Genomic DNA, 17,011 nt, shown 5'->3' with positions numbered 1-17,011 from the left:
GAAACATACTAACCTTAATGGTGCAGAAAGTACGACGGTACTCTTCTGCACCACTTTTGTTTTATAGTGGGAGTGAAGCATCAGGCCGTGGTGGTTTTAGGCACTCGATGCCGTATATAGAAACGGGCCGCTTCACTGATTTTCACTGCAGTCTGATCTAAGTATGTGGGACTCCAGAAGTCGCGTTTTGAAAATGAGAAGCGTGAAATGACAGTGAAAAGCTTCAAATCATAAAAAAAGAAGGGATGAACCTTGAAGACAGAAACAAAAACAGTGATTGGCATCGATGTCAGTGCACACACCTCGGAGGTCGCCGTGATGAATGATCGTCAGCTTGTGGACCGCTTCAAAATGACGAATAACGCGATTGGTTTTCAACAGCTGATTTCAACGATTCAAAAATCCGCTCAGTTACCGGTCATTATTTTCGAATCCACCGGCGTTTATTCCCGGCGTTTGAAGGCCTTGCTGGATGATCATGGTTATCGGTATACCCAACTGAATCCGCTACTGGCCAAAATGCAGCTGGACCGGCTTCATCCAAATAAAACGGATGCGAGCGACGCCCGACGGCTGGCCGAGACCGAGTTTCAACTCAATCGACCGCAAACCGAAGTTCAGGCGCCAGTGTACACTCAGCTGAAGGATCTTAACCGCTTCTATCAGCAGCTGACGGGGGATAACGTTCAAGCAAAGAATCGGCTTCATCGCGTCCTACAGCTGACTTTTCCCGAATTGGAACGACTAACCCTGAGCCATACGGAACCACTATACTATCACCTGGTCAAACGTTTCCCCCATCCTCAGAGCATCCGCTGCCATTCATTCGCCGAAGTGACCGAGCAGATTCTCCAGTCCACCTTAAAGCACATCGGACGTCCGCGTGCCCAGCGGCTGGCTAAACAACTCATCTCATGGGCGGCCTGTTCCTATCCCGCTGTAACCGCTGATTCGCCCGTGATCGAGCAGACCGTCTACTGGGCTAATCAAATCCTGGAACTCTCCGTCCAGCGAAAGGCGGTCATCAAGGAGATGGAACAGCAGGCCGAAACGCTCCCGGAATACCCTATTTATCTCAGTATCCCCGGTTTTGCATCCACAACCGCTGTGGCAGTCATTGCCGAACTGGGAGATCTGCGCCGCTTCGACTCGCCGAATCAAATCAACGCCTATATTGGCATCGATCTCCGACACTATGAATCCGGCAGGTACACGGCCGCCGATACCATTAGCAAGCGGGGCGATGCTTTGGCCCGAAAAATTCTGTATCGATCCATTGGGAACATGGCCTCGGCTGCCCGCTATCACCCTAATCATATCAATGATTACTACCAACGCAAAAAGCAATCCCCAGGCGCCATTACCAAGAAGATTGCCATTGCGGCGGTACATCGATTGATTCGGACACTGTACTTCCTGGTGACCCATAATCAAACCTATGACTACGGCCTTGCCACCAGAAGTTAGTCCTCTGTACATCTCTAGCATACTCGTCTGGCTGAAAAAATTCACCCAGTCAGGCTTAGTTTAGTGTACTCTTTTTCCAGAAAAAATCTTGAAGACTTCGCTATCCGCCAATAATTTTACTCAAGTACTTGACAAAGGGTAGAAAAAACCNAGTGTACTCTTTTTCCAGAAAAAATCTTGAAGACTTCGCTATCCGCCAATAATTTTACTCAAGTACTTGACAAAGGGTAGAAAAAACCGGGCAAAAAACGCCTGGTCTTTAGATGTACGCTTGAGTATTGGCTTTTTATAGTCAATCCGTGCTTCATGTTGCTTCGGGGACTCGCATCAACTGGTGCGGCCGCGGGCAGTCCAGGAGCCTCCTCAGACATACTTTTGCCTGCGGGGTCTCCTTCGGCCTGCGATCAACAGGATCGCTCCGCAGGAGTCTCGTCCCCTTACGCTTTTGAACGAGCACCGCCATTCAAAATTTTATATTTTCTTTTCTTTAAATAAAAACCCTGCTTCAATGAAGAAGCAAGGTTCTGAATGTTGCTATTTAGTGGATTGATGGTTTTGGAGCGACATGGATGAATCCACTTCGTTCTCCAATTTTAACAATAATCGGGTAGAGAATAGCGAGTAGAATCAGATTCACAAGAGCAGTCGGAAGCACCATCGTGACAAACAACGGACCAAATACTTTTGCAGGAAGACCCGCAACTAGAATGGCAACCGTCAGGAAAATAGTTCCGCTGATCACTGTACCGAGTCCTGCTAAAATAACACCGAAGGCGTATTTCCCTTTTGCCTGAAAATAACGAGCAAATAAGTAAAAGGCGAAGAACACGATGGTTGATGTCACTAATTTATCGACAACATTTGGAATGAAGCCGCCCGGAAGCGATGTTGTAAGTCCCGCCAAAATGCCGTCTACTAGCCCGATGACAATAAAGGTCTTTATATCGGCAAAGAAATAAAGGGCAAGGAAAAGCATAACTAACGACAAATCAGATTTCATTCCGAAAATAAGTCCTGGGAATACTGCATGAAGCACTGTTCCAATCGCTAATAATAGAGCAACAACAATCAAATTCTTAAGTTTCACACTGATCTCTCCTCAACTGAGCTAATGTTACCTCCAACAGTGCCCCAATGGCCTGCTGCAAGGTGTATTTAATAATATACACGCATTTTTCAAATAAATCAATTCCGCTGATGTTGATTTTTCAGCCGGTTCGCAAAATCAGTGAATCTCATCAGCAATCGCTTTAGCCATTGCGGCGCGTGCTTCATTCGAGTATTCTTCAGCGTGCGACTGGAAGCTGAACGAGAAGGTGTCCTCCGTTCCATAGCGCGGAATCAGATGGAGATGATAGTGGAAAATAGTCTGCCCGGCAAGCTCGCTGTTACTATTCAGCAGATTCATACCGACCGGATGAAAGGCCTTCTTTATTGCCTTGGCAATAACCGGAACTTTGCGAAACAGCTTTTCGGCAAGTTCAGGCTCCAATTCGAAAATATCTTTTCGATGCACTTTAGGTATGATGAGGGTATGGCCTTTCGTGACCTGGCTCAGATCGAGAAACGCGTACACATCTTCATCCTCATAAACTTTTGCACTAGGTATATCTCCGTTAATGATTTTACAGAAAATGCAATCCGACGCTTCACACATAGAAATCATCCTTTCCTTGTCCCTTTTTCGTACTATTTTAGCACATTATGTAACGGTTTCATAAATGATGTTCGATTCTTGTCCACTAGTTATTAAGTAACTTTGCGTTCCATCCGTTCATTAAGTAAAATGAAAGAATAGAGATATTGCTTTCATTAACCGCTTTCGCGGGGAGATGAGGAACGGGGGAACTATGGTCTATTTGTTAAGTGTGCTTTCTTTGACACTAAATCCTTTTGTATGGAAAAAACACTACAGAAAAAGTAAATTTCTATGGATTCAAGCACTGCGACTGGCTGCAGGTCTGTTAATTATCTTTTTTGTTTCCTATATCGGCTTGGTAGATCATACTTGGCAGGCTTTTCTGAGTTACGGTACGTTATTTTGGGGCATTTTTTTGTTTCTTGACATCATTTATTTGAAGGAACGCTTTGTCGCTGTCGAAATGTTATGTGGTGTGTGTCTGCTTCTTTTTTTCAGCTATCTGCATTTCATTTACCCATTAACGGTCACGAAGGCGAAATATGATTTTGCTGCGGCGAAAACGACAGTAGTGAGCAGGGAGAAGCATTCTATGGATGAGCAGCATATTCCTGTTGTTCCCGAAAAGTATGCACGCTATAAAAGTGAAAAAATACTTGGTGAATTAGCCCACGTTTCCTATTATGAACTTGGACATACATCTCTGCAGAAGATTGACGGTCAGCTTTATTGGGTGACCCCGATTGAATACAGCGGTTTTTTCAAATGGATGAAAAGCCATCAAGTTCCCGGCTACATTCGAATGAGCGCTGAGGATGAAAATGCGAACGCCACACTTGTTAAAAGAGCGATGAAGTATGTGCCATCCGCTTACTTCTCCGAAAATCTGCAGCGGCATGTTCGAAGCCACTATAAATCACCAATCTTGTTCCGCCCAAGTTTTGAACCGGATGAAACAGGAAAACCTTATTATGTTGTTGCCTATGGTTATTATCAGAAACTGAGGCAGATTCCGGATATAGAAGGTGTATTTGTTGTCGATCCGAAAACAGGAACGATCCGCAACTATCGAATGAATCGGCTTCCTGCGTTTATCGACCAGGCGATTCCTTCCAACGTCGCCGAACAGTGGAATGACTGGTACGGAGAGAATGTTCATGGTTTCTGGAATAAACTATTTGCCCAGGAAGATATCAAGCGGCCAACCGCATGGTCTCATTCCGATGAAGTGAACGGCGTGTTCGACCATAAACTGAATTTGAACTGGTTTACCGATTTTACCCGGCCGAAATCAGGAAGTGGTGCCATGGTCGGCTATTCAATGCTAAATACACGGACAGGAAGAATCACGTATTATTCAGGAGCAAATGGTTTGCTTAATGGTAAGTCGGCAATGAATGTCGCTGAAAAGACCTTCAAGCAGAATAAGTACGAAGCGGGCATCCCGAATCTCTATACGATTTACGGGCAGGAGACATGGGTTGTCCCGTTGATGGACAGCAATGATGTGCTTCGTGAATTAATGCTGATCCATGCAAAGAATGAAAACGTCTATAGTGCTGAGACCGATAAGCGGACACTTTTCGACAATTATAAATACGCGGTTGCAACAAAGCTTGGAAGCGACAGTAGTGTGCCAACAAATCAGGCATTATTGAAAAAGTTGGTGGGCACGGTTACCAAAGTGTATAAATATCAGGATAGTGACACGCGTCAGACTGTGACACAGTTCATGATTCAAGGTAGTGAGAAAATTTTCACAGTGACTTCGGGTCAAAATCCGTATAGTGTGTTTTTAAAAACGGGAGACAAGGTGTCTATTCAGTATATTGATACAAAGGAAACTGTATCCGCAGTCAAAGATTTTACGCTTCAAAGCAAACAGTGAAAGAGGCTAGTGATATGAACCCTATATTATCAGTAAATCAGTTGAGCGGTGGATATTCACGGAAGCGCCCGGTGCTCCATGACGTGTCCTTTGACATGAATGCTGGCGAACTTGTCGGTCTTGTCGGCCTGAACGGAGCCGGAAAGAGTACAACGATCAAACATATTCTCGGACTTTTGGATCCCTTCTCCGGAGAAATCCGTATTGACGGAAAAACGATCCGAGAAGATAAAATGTCCTACCGGCAAAGCATTGCTTATGTCCCTGAAATGCCGGAACTCTATGAACAGATGACACTGGAGGAACATTTGCAACTCACGGCGATGGCCTATCATTTAGATAGGAAAACCTATGAGCAAAGAAGCGAGCATTTGCTGAAGCTTTTTCAAATGGAAAAGAAGAAGCGCTGGTTCCCCATTCACTTTTCAAAAGGGATGCGGCAAAAGGTCATGATTATGTGCGCCTTTCTCGTTCGTCCGGATCTGTATATCGTGGACGAGCCCTTTGTCGGATTGGATCCGATCGGTATCCAGTCGCTGCTCGATCTTATGGACGACATGAAAAAGTCCGGAGCGGCTATCCTGATGTCCACACATATTCTAACAACTGCAGAGCAGTATTGTGATCGATTCATCATCCTGCATGAAGGACGAATTGTCATTCAGGGAACACTAGAGATGATTCGTCGACAGTTTGGCAATCCTGAGGCAACACTCCAGGAAATCTATCTGGCGGTGGCAAGGGGCGAGACCAAATGGTTGAACTGAAACATCTTTGGCAAAAAAGATACCGTGACAATTTTCAGATGCAGCTGAGGTATTGGAACCTGATTGGGAGAAACAGTGGGCTGATGTTTTTCGTGTATGCGATGATTCTCATCGGCGGATTTTATTATAAAAAGTGGCTTGATCTATTACCTGCCCACTTTCCAGGTACATTGATTGTCAGTTTGATACTGACAATAGTTTGTGTCCATGCCCCGATCCGTACATTCATTCAGCGTGCTGATCTGGTATTCCTATTGCCTGTCGAGGCAGAGCTTGATGATTATTTTCGTAAGAGCTGTTTGTATAGTTTTCTTGTTCAAAGCGTCACTTTGATGATGGTGTGGGTCATTAGTGCGCCCCTTTATTTTCAATCAACCGGACAAGGAAGCAGTGCGTTTTTTGTAGGAGTCGTTATATTGCTCGGCGCAAAAGGGTGGAACATTGCATGCAGCTGGCGTGAACAATTTATTGATGATATAGTACCGCTGTATCTTTTACGGATCTGCCTTTCTTTTCTCTTTCTTTACTTTGCACTGTGTCATCAATCATGGTTTGTGCTCTCGATTTGTATTACGGTCATGCTTTTGGCAGGCTTCTTTTTGTTCCATCGCCAGGCAGCAGGCGCTTTGCTGCGCTGGCAACATCTTCTGGAGAGCGATACGAGGCAGGCAATGCAATTTCTTCGTTTTGCGAATTTATTTACCGACGTGCCTCGATTGAGACGAAGAACGAGACCGAGGAGCATCATCAGTCGTATGTTCCCTGTACGCCGTTTTGAAGAAAGAGAAGTGTTCAAGCAGATTTTTATAAAAACCTTTGTTCGTTCGGATGATTATCTGGGCATGTATGTAAGGCTGTCGGTAATCGGTGCTCTGCTGGGCTATTTTCTCAATATGGGTTACGCATCTGTTTTTATTGTTATTTCTGTGATCTACCTGACCGGGTTGCAGCTGCTGCCAATCTGGTCGCATCCTTTTCCTCATGCGCTTGCTGATTTATATCCGGTTCCCGAACAATTCAAAGACGAGCCGTTTGTACGGATGGTCATGACATTGTTGGTTGCGCAAAGTGTCCTTTTAAGCGGTGCGGCTGCTCTCGGAGCACGATCATTTGTTGGGTTCATTCTATTTCTGTGTTCGGGGATTATAATCAGTGTCTTCTTTTCAACTGTTTATACGAAACGTCGCATTCGATTAATAAAATAGGCACTGTTATTTGATTGTGTTGATCAATGCGACATGTACTCGTTTTCTGCCGGCGATTCGCGGGCCCCAAAACTATGGGTCAACAGTGGAAATGAACAGAATAAAAAACAACCCGACGTCCAGATGAAATTTCTACGTCGGGTTGCTTTTTTAATTCGTAATACCTCAGGCAAAGATCGGATCGTTCAATGTCTTCGTCAATTTTTCCAAGTGATTTTGTTCATCGGCAATCATGTCTTCCAGTTTAACAACCAGTTCAATCATGCCTAATTCTTGTGCTTGGCTGCGGCGTTCACGATAGTTTTCCAATGTGTCGGCTTCTGCTCGTCTCGCGCCTTCTAGCATTGCTTTTGCATCGCTTACTTTAGCAACCGGTGCAGGAACAGTGGTTGGTTCGCCGCCAAGGTTAGCAATTTTCTCTGAAAGATAAGCAGCATGGCCCAATTCATCAGGAATTTCTGCTTCAAAGAACGGCTTCAGAATCTGGTAATTCAATCCGGATACTGTTGTTGCATAATAGTTGTACTGAATAACTGCAGAGTATTCACCCGCAAGATCTTTGTTTAATCCATCAATTAATGCTTGGACTTTTTTGTCCATGTCAACCACCCTTTCAATAAGCATTCATCATCAAATTACCCTTGCAGCCCTAATAATAAACCCAAACTGGTTAAAGCAAATAAGAAAACGAACGAAAGTCACCCTTTTTTCACATTTTCATCTGTATCCACTCCGACCTAGGACGGAGAAAAAAACCGTTTCGGGTCTATGGAAATGTGCTTCGTCACTCTGTATAGTAAAAATATAAACTTGTTTCAAAAAGCTAATGAGCTTTTTATAGATAGAAAGGATGAATACTGATGCGCTTAAGCAAAATTTTAGTTGCTCTGGCAATAGTTCTGCTCGGTGTTTATTGGTTGTTGGACAGCCTTAATCTTATTTCCCAGGGAATATTGCCGGTTTTTAGCGGATATTTGCCATATTTGGTGCTTTTGTTCGGCGCACTGCTCATTATCGCTCCGCTTGTTGATCGAAAGAGGCCATGTTATTTCTGGGGATTGTTTTTTTTAATATACGGTGGCTTACTGCTGGCAAATAAAGCAGGCGTAGTCGTTTTTGAATGGACGGATTTCTGGAAATTATGGCCGTATCTAATCATCTACTTTGGATTAGGCATGCTTTTTGGAAACCATCCGTATATTTCCGTAACGAGTGATTTCGGCTCACATAAGCATGGGAGACACGGAAGGCATGGCAAACGCAGTGTTGATGTTACCTGGAAAGATCGAGACGAAAAGAAAGATGATGAACAAGACAGCAACTATACTTTTGTAAATGAATCAACCTATAAACATGAGAATTGGATGGTGAAACCGCTGAATGAGCGGGTGCGAATCGGTGATTACACCTTTGATTTTACGAAGGCGTTTATTCCTGAGGAGACAATACCGATCAAACTATCAGGGTGGGTGGGCAATATCAAAATCACGATGCCTGAAGATCTTGCTTATCGCGTTGATGTTAAAGCAAAGGTTGGTGACGCAAAAATTGGTGCTGATAAACAGAGTGGGGTTCTACGAAATGTCAGTTATCAGACGCCAAATTATGAGGATGCTGTACGTAGAATTGATTTTTCTTTCGATTTTCAAGTTATTGATTTGAACATTGTGCAGGTGTGACGCTGATGCATAATTATCGGATTAGAACGGCTAAATTCCAGTTGACGATCAGTTTCTTTTCATCTCTGTTGCTTTTCGCTATGCTTCAAATCTTCTTTTTATTTGTACCGTCTGCGCATTCACTTTTGATCAGTTGTCTTGCGTTTGCGTTTAGTTTTCTTATTCAATTTATCATGGAGACTAACTCTTTAACTAAAGATTATCGGTTACTTCGTGATCATTTGGATAACATTGATCTGTTTATTAAAACCTTGTCGTCCGGTAGATTGTCTGCAAGAATGAAAGTAGAAAACGGTGGAGCGATAAGCCAGGTCGAACAATCATTGAATGAGCTTGCCGATAAAATCGACACTCAGGTAAAATTGCTCCAGAGGCTTGTCGATGAAAATGTGCAAATGAATGTGAAGGTTAAGAATGAGGCGGTAACTGAGGAGAGGCAGCGTCTCGCACGGGATTTGCATGACGCGGTCAGCCAGCAGCTATTCGCTCTTTCTATGCTGGCGTCGGCAGCTGAAAAAACGATTCACAGTAATCCGGAACTAGCTGCCGAAAATATTGCCGATGTTTCGGATATTGCTCGAAAAGCGCAGGGGGAGATGAGAGCTTTACTTCTCCACTTACGTCCGGTCCGCCTGAATAATGAGTCGCTGGATAAAGGTTTGGAACGGCTGATCCATGAACTTGATGGTAAAACGATGATTCATTTCGAAGCATCAATTGACCCGGTTTCTGGACTTTCCAAAGGAGTCGAAAATCATCTGTTTCGGCTTTCTCAAGAGGCATTGTCCAACGCACTTAGGCATTCGGAGGCAACAAAAGTAGTGCTTTCTCTGCATGAGAAGGATCAACTTGTAGTGCTTACCATTTTTGACAACGGTCAGGGATTTGATCCGAAACAAGAAAAAGTCGCTTCATATGGTTTGAAAACGATGAAAGAGCGCGCGGAAGAGATCGGCGGACATTTTTTATTGACCACGCATGAGGGAGAAGGCACATCCATTCATATCCGTGTACCGATTCACAGGGAGGCAAGCAATAGTGACGGAGAAAATTAAAGTGATGATTGTTGACGATCACGATATGGTTAGAAAGGGACTGAAAGCTTACCTTTCTACAGAGAGCGATATTGATATTGTTGGAGAAGCAGCCAGTGGAAATCAAGCGGTTCGCACTTTTGAAGTGTTGCAGCCTGAAGTTATTTTAATGGATTTGATCATGGAAGATGGAAATGGCATTGAGGCGACGAAGCAAATTCTCGCAAAAGATCCGACAAAGAAGCTGATCATTCTCACAAGTTTTTATGATGATGAGCAGGTCTTCCCAGCAATTGAGGCAGGTGCAATGAGTTATTTGCTGAAAACTGCTTCCTCGGAGGAGATTATTCAAGCAATCCATAAAGCGCATCTTGGGAAAACGGTAATTGACGGCAAGGTCGCCCAAAAACTGGTAGCAGGATTGCATAAAAGTCCGCAGCCCTTTGATCAGTTGACAGCAAGAGAAAAAGAAGTGTTGAAATTGATTGCCGAGGGTAAAAACAATTCGGAAATTGCAGAAACATTATTCATTGGCATTAAAACGGTGAAAACCCATGTCAGCAGCATATTCAGTAAATTAGAAGTTGCTGACCGTACTCAGGCAGCTATCTATGCTTATCAGAACCACTTATTTAGATAATATTGGGGAACTGTCTGCATTGACAGAGTGATAACCTCATAATATAATAAAGTTAACAATTGAATCAGCCTCGTAAAAGGGGAGTAGCCATTAGAGTATAGCCGTCATTACGGGAGAGATCCCCGGCTTCTCTGACAGTCATTGTACTGTTGGCGAGACCTTTGCCTCGGACGGATGAAAAAAGGCAAAGGTTTTTTTGTTCTATGCGCAGCCTTTCTGATCAGCGTCGGAGAGGCTGTTTTTTGTTGACTTTATACATCAAAATCAATTTAGGAGGATGATTGAATGGATTTCTTTTCGCTTGAGTTCTTGACCTCGCTGCTGTTAATTGTCGGTATTGATTTGATTTTAGCGGGTGACAATGCCATTGTTATTGCATTGGCAGCGGCAAGGCTTCAGGATCATCAACGAAAACGCGCGATTTTGTACGGAACCCTTGGAGCGGTCGCCATTCGCGCACTGGCTACACTCGCTGTTGTTTGGTTGCTGAAAGTTCCTGGACTGCATTTAGTCGGCGGCATCTTGCTCGTCTGGATTGCTTACAGTTTGTTGAAAGATCATAAAGAAAACAAGAAGATTACGGCTAAAACGAGTTTAGGTGCAGCCATCTGGACGATTATTATGGCTGATGCGCTGATGGGACTTGATAATGTGCTGGCTATTGGCGGCGCGGCTTCAGGAAACTATTTGCTTGTTATCCTTGGCTTACTGATCAGCATTCCTCTTGTAATGGGCGGTAGCACCATTTTTCTGAAATTGGTCGACCGCTTTAGCTGGATTACGTATGCGGGTTCAGGAATTCTTGCATTCACAGCGGGAAAGATGATCTTCGCTGATCATGTTGTCTACGACGCAGTAGCCGGCTTTTCATGGATCAAGTGGCCATGTCTTCTGCTAATCATTGTCGGTGTGCTGTATTTTGGTTGGAGAAAGCAGCGGAACGGCATAAGCGAGGAAACGGCAGCTACTGCAGAGAAATCTGTTTAATAGATAATAGGTATGGTTTGTGATCGTTAAGTGCTAATTTTGCCGGTAGTCTGCCGGCTTTTTCTAATATAATTTGGGGTTGTTTTATTTATAGGGGGGCATTTTGCTTTATGGAACTGTTTACGATGGCATTTTGGTCATCACTTATGATCATTGTCGGGATCGATCTATTCTTGGCCGGTGACAATGCGGTAGTTATCGCTTTGGCTGCACGCCGGCTGCCTGATCACCAGCGCGGTCGCGCGATTCTATACGGAACGGTTGGCGCAGTAATTCTGCGTGCGTTGTGCACAATTCTCGTTGTATATCTGCTGATGGTGCCTGGGCTTCATTTTATTGGCGGTCTAATGCTCATCTGGATTGCTTACCGTTTGCTCAGTCCATCCGAATCGCAATCTCAGAAAGAAGTGAAAGCGCAGACGACGATTTGGGCGGCTGTTCAAACTATTATCGTGGCAGATGCATTGATGGGTCTAGATAACGTTCTTGCTGTTGCCGGTGCAGCTCAAAACGATCCGCTGCTTGTCATCTTCGGACTGTTAATTAGTATTCCATTATTGATGGGTGGAAGTGCGATCATCCTGAAACTCATGGATCGTTATTCCTGGCTTATATATGTTGGGTCCGCGATTCTTGCCATGACAGCAGGCAAGATGCTGTTTGCTGAACCATTGGTTATTAAATGGCTTGGTGATCTTGTGGGGTGGACAGAATGGCCAATCGTTCTGATCATTATTGCCGCGGTGCTCTACCTGGGTTGGAGCAGTCAGAAAAAAGGCGCACGGCATCACGATCAGAACCAAGCAGTTTGATCACAGTTATTGAATAGTGCATTTGTCTTGTTTGAGCTGTTCGAAATAGTGCAAGATAAATGTGTAGAAGTCAGATACAATTGCAGAATGGTAGCGTTCCTCATTCCATACTAGACTAATGGTACGGCTGCAATGCGGATGGCTGATCCGAAGCGGCACAATTGATGAGTCCTTAACCGTTCTCAAAGTGAGCGAAGAGAAAAAGGCAACGCCGAGACCTTCTGAAACTAGGCCGCGGATTGACAATGAATCGTCCACTTCAAAGGCGATATCTGGCTGGAAACCGGCCATTTGACAGTAAGTGTCTGTTGTTTCACGGAAGGCTCCGTTAGCTTTTAAAACAAAAGGTTCATGAGCGATGTCGTGAAGATCGACACTTTTTCTTGATGCCAGTGGGTGTGTTTTTGGGACGACAAGATAGATCTCATCATTCATCAATAGACGGGAGTGAAGCGGTTTGCCTTGCTCCAATTTATAAGGTGTAATGCATAAATCGATCTCACCATTTTCCAGTTGATGCTGAATGGTTGTGCGAGAGATCTGTTTGACGCGGAAACGGACGAAAGGATGCTGCTTACGGAAACTGCTAAGCAATTCTGGAACAATTGGGGTTCTCATGACCGCTATTGAGATGCTGTCTTCATTTAATTTTGCAAGATCAATCACTTCCTGCTTGCCTTCCTGAAGTATAGAGAAGGCAATTTCCGCTTTTTCCAGGAAGATCTTTCCATAACGGTTAAGCTTGATTCGACGGCCCTTTCGGTCAAACAAAGGTACGCCAATTTCATCCTCAAGTCGTTTAATGGTTTGGCTAAGTGAAGGCTGGGCAATAGATAGTTCCTCGGCGGCTTTTGTCATATGTTCAATTCTGGCAACGGTTTGAAAATACTTTAATTGAAGCAATTCCATGTGTTAGCCCTCCTTTTATAAGTTGGATCTATTCATGATTCAAAAATCGGTGATGAATTCGATTCATTACTATCGTCAATAATTTTTCCCGGACTTTTTGAACATTCTCTAATAGGTTTAAAGCTATCCATTTATAATAATATATATATTGGTTTTAATGAGCAATACCAACTATTATAGATTGTGTGAGGAAGCGCTGTGGTTCAAGCGCTTTTTATTTCGGGAAATTCATTCATGAAAAAGTAAGGTGTGTTCTTTGTCTTTACCTCTTTGGAAGAAAAATTTATATGTCGTTTGGTTCGGCTCTTTTGCGACAGCGGCAGGCATGAGCCAAATTATTCCGTTTTTGCCGCTCTATATCGAAAAACTTGGCATCACAGACACTGCAGAAATTGAAAGCTGGGCGGGACTTATATTTGGCGCAACATTCTTTGTATCGGCCATTGTCTCACCACTCTGGGGCCGACTAGCTGATAAGTATGGCCGAAAACCCATGCTGCTTCGTGCCAGCTTAGGTATGTGCCTTATTGTTTTCACGATGGCCTTTGCTCAGAATGTTTACCAGCTCTTTGGACTTCGGCTGATTATGGGACTCGTATCCGGCTATATTCCAGCGTCAATAATTCTTGTCGCTACGCAGACACCAAAGACTCACTCAGGGTGGGCATTAGGTATGCTGTCCACAGGCGGCATCAGCGGCTCTTTGGTCGGACCGTTGATTGGAGGCCTCTTGTCGGAATATATGGGTATGCGGCTTGTTTTTATTGATACGAGTGTTCTGCTTCTCTGTGCTTTTCTTGCATCCTACTTTTTTGTAAATGAAAAAGTGGTTGTTTCGAAAAAAAAGGCGCCGTCAATCAAAGAGGTTTGGGAGATGACGCCGCATGTCGGCCTATTCCTTGCGATGTTTATCACGACTTTCATGGTGCAGCTCGCAAATATGTCGATCCAGCCGATTATTACCGTCTATGTGAAAATTCTCTCTCCAGGTTCCACCCATCTTGAACTAATGTCGGGCATTGTGGTTGCGGCAGCAGGGCTTGCCAGCGTGATATCTGCACCATTTCTTGGTAAATTATCCGACAAGATTGGTCCACGGCGTATCCTGGTTTATTCATTGCTTTTCACCGGTGTCATCTTTATTCCGCAGGCTTTCGTTTCAAATGCTTGGCAGCTAACCGTTCTGCGCTTTATGCTCGGGCTTGCAACTGCCGGAATCTTGCCTTCGATTAACACACTTGTTAAAAAGATGGCTCCTGCATCCATCACCGGACAGTTATTTGGTTACAATCAATCCGCACAGTTTCTCGGAACCCTTGGCGGTTCGTTGCTTGGCGGACATATGGCGGCTGCGTTCGGCATTAAATATGTATTTTTCTCGACGAGCCTGCTGCTATTCATCAACGCCGGTTGGGTTGTGGCTTCCGAAGTGCTGGTGAAAAAAAGGGAAAGAAAAATCGAAGCCGCTGCACACAGTGGGCTTCGATGAGTGGTCAATAGGCTGTTCAAAAAGGAGGACAAAAAGGGCCGAGGAGATCAAGGAAGCGCAGTTTCGAGCTACCTGCGCGTACTTCTACAGGATGTAGTGACTTCAACGTTGCGTACAAGACGTACGCGTTTTTAGTTGAAGTTCCCCTGTTAATACGTGAGGAGCAAAGAAACAAGCTGACGCTGAGCTTCCGCAGGATGCGGTGACTTCTGCGTTATGCACAGGACGTGCATGTAATTAGCAGAAGATCCTTCTTACCCTTTCCAAGACTTTTTGAACACCATCAAAAAGAATTGAATGTAAGGAAGTGGCTGCATCTCACATTTAGTGGATGCTTCTTTTTTTGAATCGACCGCCTTTAACATCGTGAATATCGCTGATCGCGAGAAAAGCGCTCTTGTCAATTGAATCAACGATATTTTTAACTTTAGCCTCTTCAAGACGGCTGATGACTGTGAAAATCACATTTTTGTTATTACCGGTGTACGCCCCTTCGCCGTTTAGGTACGTGACGCCGCGTCCGAGCCGATCATTCAGCGCATCGCCAATTTCTTGGTGCTGATCACTGATAATCCAAACAGCTTTAGAAGATTCAAGCCCTTCACTGGTAATATCAATCATTTTAAAAGCGATGAAATATGCGATTAAAGAATACATGGCATAGTTCCAGTCAAATACAAAACCGGCAAGACCCAAAATAAATATATTAACAAAGAGAACAACTTCGCCAACAGAGAATGGGGTTTTTTCATTGAAAAGAACGGCAAGTATTTCCGTACCATCTGAGGAACCGCCGTTGCGTATAACCAGCCCGACTCCGATGCCCATAATTATTCCGCCGAATACAGCGGCAAGGAGCAAATCACTGGTAAAGCGGGGAACCGGATGAAAGAGAGTGGTCATGAATGCAAGTAAAAGCACACCACAGGCTGAAGTAATGGTGAAGGTTTTACCCATCTGCTTGTAGCCAACGATAAAAAAAGGAATATTGATGATGATTAAGAAGATACCAATCTGCCAGCCCGTTAAATGAGACAGCATAATGGATATACCAACCACTCCACCATCAATAATGTTATTGGGTACAAGAAATATTTCAAGGGCAACCGCTTCGAGTGTCACACCGATCGCAATAAGCAGTATGCGGAAAATAAATTGGTGTGCTTTCAGTTTTTGATGCTGTTTCTTTGGCATATTAACCGGATTCACTGTTTGCTCCATTAAGTTTATCAATCCTCTCTCAAAAAAAAGGTATGTATGCAACCTGGTGATCTTTTTCAAAAAGGTACCAGGCTATTCTTACAAATAAGTCAAATGCTTAACCTTTTATGACATCGTCACGAACTGGCGGTGCCATAAATTCAGTTCCAATCGGTTCTGGTATATTTTTAGTCAATATTGCATCAATGTCTGCCAACGTCTGTGAATCTAGATGGAAATCCTCAATCTCCGAAACACTGGTAATCTGATCCGGATGCCGTGCGCCCCACAAAGCAATGCCGTTTTTTGTCTTATCAAGAATCCAACGAACTGCCAAAGCCCGAACCGATTTACCAAAACGTTCCTGTGCCAGGTTTTTGAGTTCCTGAACAGCCGCAAGATAGTGAGTAAAGTGTGGTGCTTGGAATTTTGGATCGGATAGACGCAAATCATCGCCAGTAAATTTACGATCAGCCGTCATATTGCCGCCGAGTAAACCGCGACACAGACTTCCGTAACATAAGGCTACAATGTTCTGCTTTTCAGCGAATGGCAATACATCTTTTTCAATTTCCCGTTCGAACAAATTATATGGAGGTTGAACAGTATGAATAGGAGCAACCCTCATAAAAGCTTTCATCTGTTCAGTAGTAAAATTGCTGACTCCAATTGCCCTGATTTTTCCTTGCTTATACAATTCACCCATAGCTTCTGCGGTCTCTTCAACAGGAACAAGCGGATCCGGCCAGTGTACTTGATAAACATCAATATAATCAGTTTTCAGCCGGGTAAGCGAATCGTCAATTTCTTTCATAATTCTTTCTTTTGAACCGTTTCGAAATACATCAGTGCCAACCCAATCAAGGCAAACCTTTGTTGCTAAAACCACTTGTTCACGATGGCCAAACTCTTGTAGTGCCTGGCCAACAACTGTTTCAGCATGTCCTTGACCATATGCCGGTGCTGTATCAATTGTGTTAATTCCGCTTTCAATTGCCTGATGAATGGTACGGATAGATTCATGATCATCAGAGCCGCCCCACATCCAGCCGCCAATTGCCCATGTTCCAAGCGCAATGCGTGTCGGTTGAATATCCAGCCCTTGAATGCTTGTTTTCTCCACCATGTATCGCCTCGTATGCTCTTTATTTTACCCTTCTCTTTAATTATAATGAAAACAATGCTTAATAATCAAAGGATTGAACACCTTAATTGATTAACAGCCTCTTATATATGAGTGTTGGGCATCATGGTCAGCATATCATGATAAGCCAAAAATTGGATGAAGATTGGTG

At 43.9% G+C, this 17,011-nt stretch carries 16 protein-coding genes; 10 read left to right on the top strand and 6 right to left on the bottom strand.

Annotated features, from left to right (window positions below):
- The first annotated feature begins 252 nt into the window (after positions 1-252).
- On the top strand, positions 253-1,467 hold the full coding sequence (locus P343_RS21695) for an IS110 family RNA-guided transposase (protein WP_023508815.1): 1,215 nt from the start codon (positions 253-255) through the stop codon (positions 1,465-1,467).
- 538 nt (positions 1,468-2,005) lie between these two features.
- Here P343_RS21695 and P343_RS21690 read toward each other — a convergent pair.
- Together P343_RS21690 and P343_RS21685 are read right to left on the bottom strand one after the other, a co-directional pair.
- Positions 2,006-2,554 (bottom strand): tryptophan transporter, encoded by a 549-nt coding sequence (locus P343_RS21690; RefSeq protein WP_023508814.1) that lies wholly within the window; start codon positions 2,552-2,554, stop codon positions 2,006-2,008.
- 138 nt (positions 2,555-2,692) lie between these two features.
- Positions 2,693-3,124: an HIT family protein gene (locus P343_RS21685; protein ID WP_023508813.1), complete on the bottom strand. Its 432-nt coding sequence runs from the start codon at positions 3,122-3,124 to the stop codon at positions 2,693-2,695.
- 193 nt (positions 3,125-3,317) lie between these two features.
- Here P343_RS21685 and P343_RS21680 point away from each other — a divergent pair, with 193 nt between their 5' ends.
- From P343_RS21680 to P343_RS21670, 3 genes are read left to right on the top strand one after another with little or no spacing between them, the layout of a single operon-like run.
- Positions 3,318-4,994: a hypothetical protein gene (locus P343_RS21680; protein WP_023508812.1), complete on the top strand. Its 1,677-nt coding sequence runs from the start codon at positions 3,318-3,320 to the stop codon at positions 4,992-4,994.
- 14 nt (positions 4,995-5,008) lie between these two features.
- On the top strand, positions 5,009-5,761 hold the full coding sequence (locus P343_RS21675; RefSeq protein WP_023508811.1) for an ABC transporter ATP-binding protein: 753 nt from the start codon (positions 5,009-5,011) through the stop codon (positions 5,759-5,761).
- Positions 5,749-6,966: an ABC transporter permease gene (locus P343_RS21670; RefSeq protein WP_023508810.1), complete on the top strand. Its 1,218-nt coding sequence runs from the start codon at positions 5,749-5,751 to the stop codon at positions 6,964-6,966. The genes P343_RS21675 and P343_RS21670 overlap by 13 nt, the downstream gene beginning before the upstream one ends.
- A 165-nt stretch (positions 6,967-7,131) precedes the next feature.
- Here the strand turns inward: P343_RS21670 and P343_RS21665 are convergent, their stop codons facing one another.
- Positions 7,132-7,566, bottom strand: coding sequence for a ferritin-like domain-containing protein (locus P343_RS21665; protein ID WP_023508809.1), 435 nt, complete (start codon positions 7,564-7,566; stop codon positions 7,132-7,134).
- A 260-nt stretch (positions 7,567-7,826) separates the two neighbouring features.
- On the opposite strand from P343_RS21665, the gene liaF reads away from it, so the two are divergent.
- The 5 genes from liaF to P343_RS21640 all read left to right on the top strand — a co-directional run bounded on the left by liaF (position 7,827) and on the right by P343_RS21640 (position 12,118).
- Entirely contained in the window at positions 7,827-8,645 is an 819-nt protein-coding gene (gene liaF / locus P343_RS21660; RefSeq protein ID WP_023508808.1) for a cell wall-active antibiotics response protein LiaF, read from the top strand.
- A 5-nt stretch (positions 8,646-8,650) separates the two neighbouring features.
- The gene (locus P343_RS21655) at positions 8,651-9,700 is read left to right on the top strand and encodes a sensor histidine kinase (RefSeq protein ID WP_023508807.1); all 1,050 of its coding nucleotides are present in this window, start codon (positions 8,651-8,653) and stop codon (positions 9,698-9,700) included.
- Complete coding sequence (locus P343_RS21650; RefSeq protein ID WP_023508806.1) at positions 9,684-10,319, top strand: response regulator; 636 nt, start codon at positions 9,684-9,686, stop codon at positions 10,317-10,319. Before P343_RS21655 ends, P343_RS21650 begins: the two co-directional genes overlap by 17 nt.
- A gap of 285 nt (positions 10,320-10,604) precedes the next feature.
- The gene (locus P343_RS21645) at positions 10,605-11,306 is read left to right on the top strand and encodes a TerC family protein (protein ID WP_023508805.1); all 702 of its coding nucleotides are present in this window, start codon (positions 10,605-10,607) and stop codon (positions 11,304-11,306) included.
- A 110-nt stretch (positions 11,307-11,416) separates the two neighbouring features.
- Positions 11,417-12,118, top strand: coding sequence for a TerC family protein (locus P343_RS21640; RefSeq protein ID WP_023508804.1), 702 nt, complete (start codon positions 11,417-11,419; stop codon positions 12,116-12,118).
- A gap of 6 nt (positions 12,119-12,124) precedes the next feature.
- Here P343_RS21640 and P343_RS21635 read toward each other — a convergent pair whose 3' ends face one another.
- A complete protein-coding gene (locus P343_RS21635) occupies positions 12,125-13,027 on the bottom strand; it encodes a LysR family transcriptional regulator (protein ID WP_023508803.1) in 903 nt (300 codons plus the stop codon).
- 256 nt (positions 13,028-13,283) lie between these two features.
- Here P343_RS21635 and P343_RS21630 point away from each other — a divergent pair, with 256 nt between their 5' ends.
- Positions 13,284-14,516, top strand: coding sequence for a multidrug efflux MFS transporter (locus P343_RS21630; protein ID WP_023508802.1), 1,233 nt, complete (start codon positions 13,284-13,286; stop codon positions 14,514-14,516).
- A gap of 324 nt (positions 14,517-14,840) precedes the next feature.
- On the opposite strand, the gene P343_RS21625 is transcribed toward P343_RS21630, so the two are convergent.
- Together P343_RS21625 and P343_RS21620 are read right to left on the bottom strand one after the other, a co-directional pair.
- The gene (locus P343_RS21625; RefSeq protein ID WP_023508801.1) at positions 14,841-15,737 is read right to left on the bottom strand and encodes a YitT family protein; all 897 of its coding nucleotides are present in this window, start codon (positions 15,735-15,737) and stop codon (positions 14,841-14,843) included.
- A gap of 97 nt (positions 15,738-15,834) precedes the next feature.
- On the bottom strand, positions 15,835-16,839 hold the full coding sequence (locus P343_RS21620) for an aldo/keto reductase (RefSeq protein WP_031263569.1): 1,005 nt from the start codon (positions 16,837-16,839) through the stop codon (positions 15,835-15,837).
- Between the last annotated feature and the right edge of the window lie 172 nt (positions 16,840-17,011).

The sequence above is a fragment of the Sporolactobacillus laevolacticus DSM 442 genome, from assembly GCF_000497245.1.
GTDB lineage: Bacteria > Bacillota > Bacilli > Bacillales > Sporolactobacillaceae > Sporolactobacillus > Sporolactobacillus laevolacticus.
Note: the sequence above shows the minus strand (reverse complement) of the source record. Positions and strands in the feature narration are given on the sequence as shown.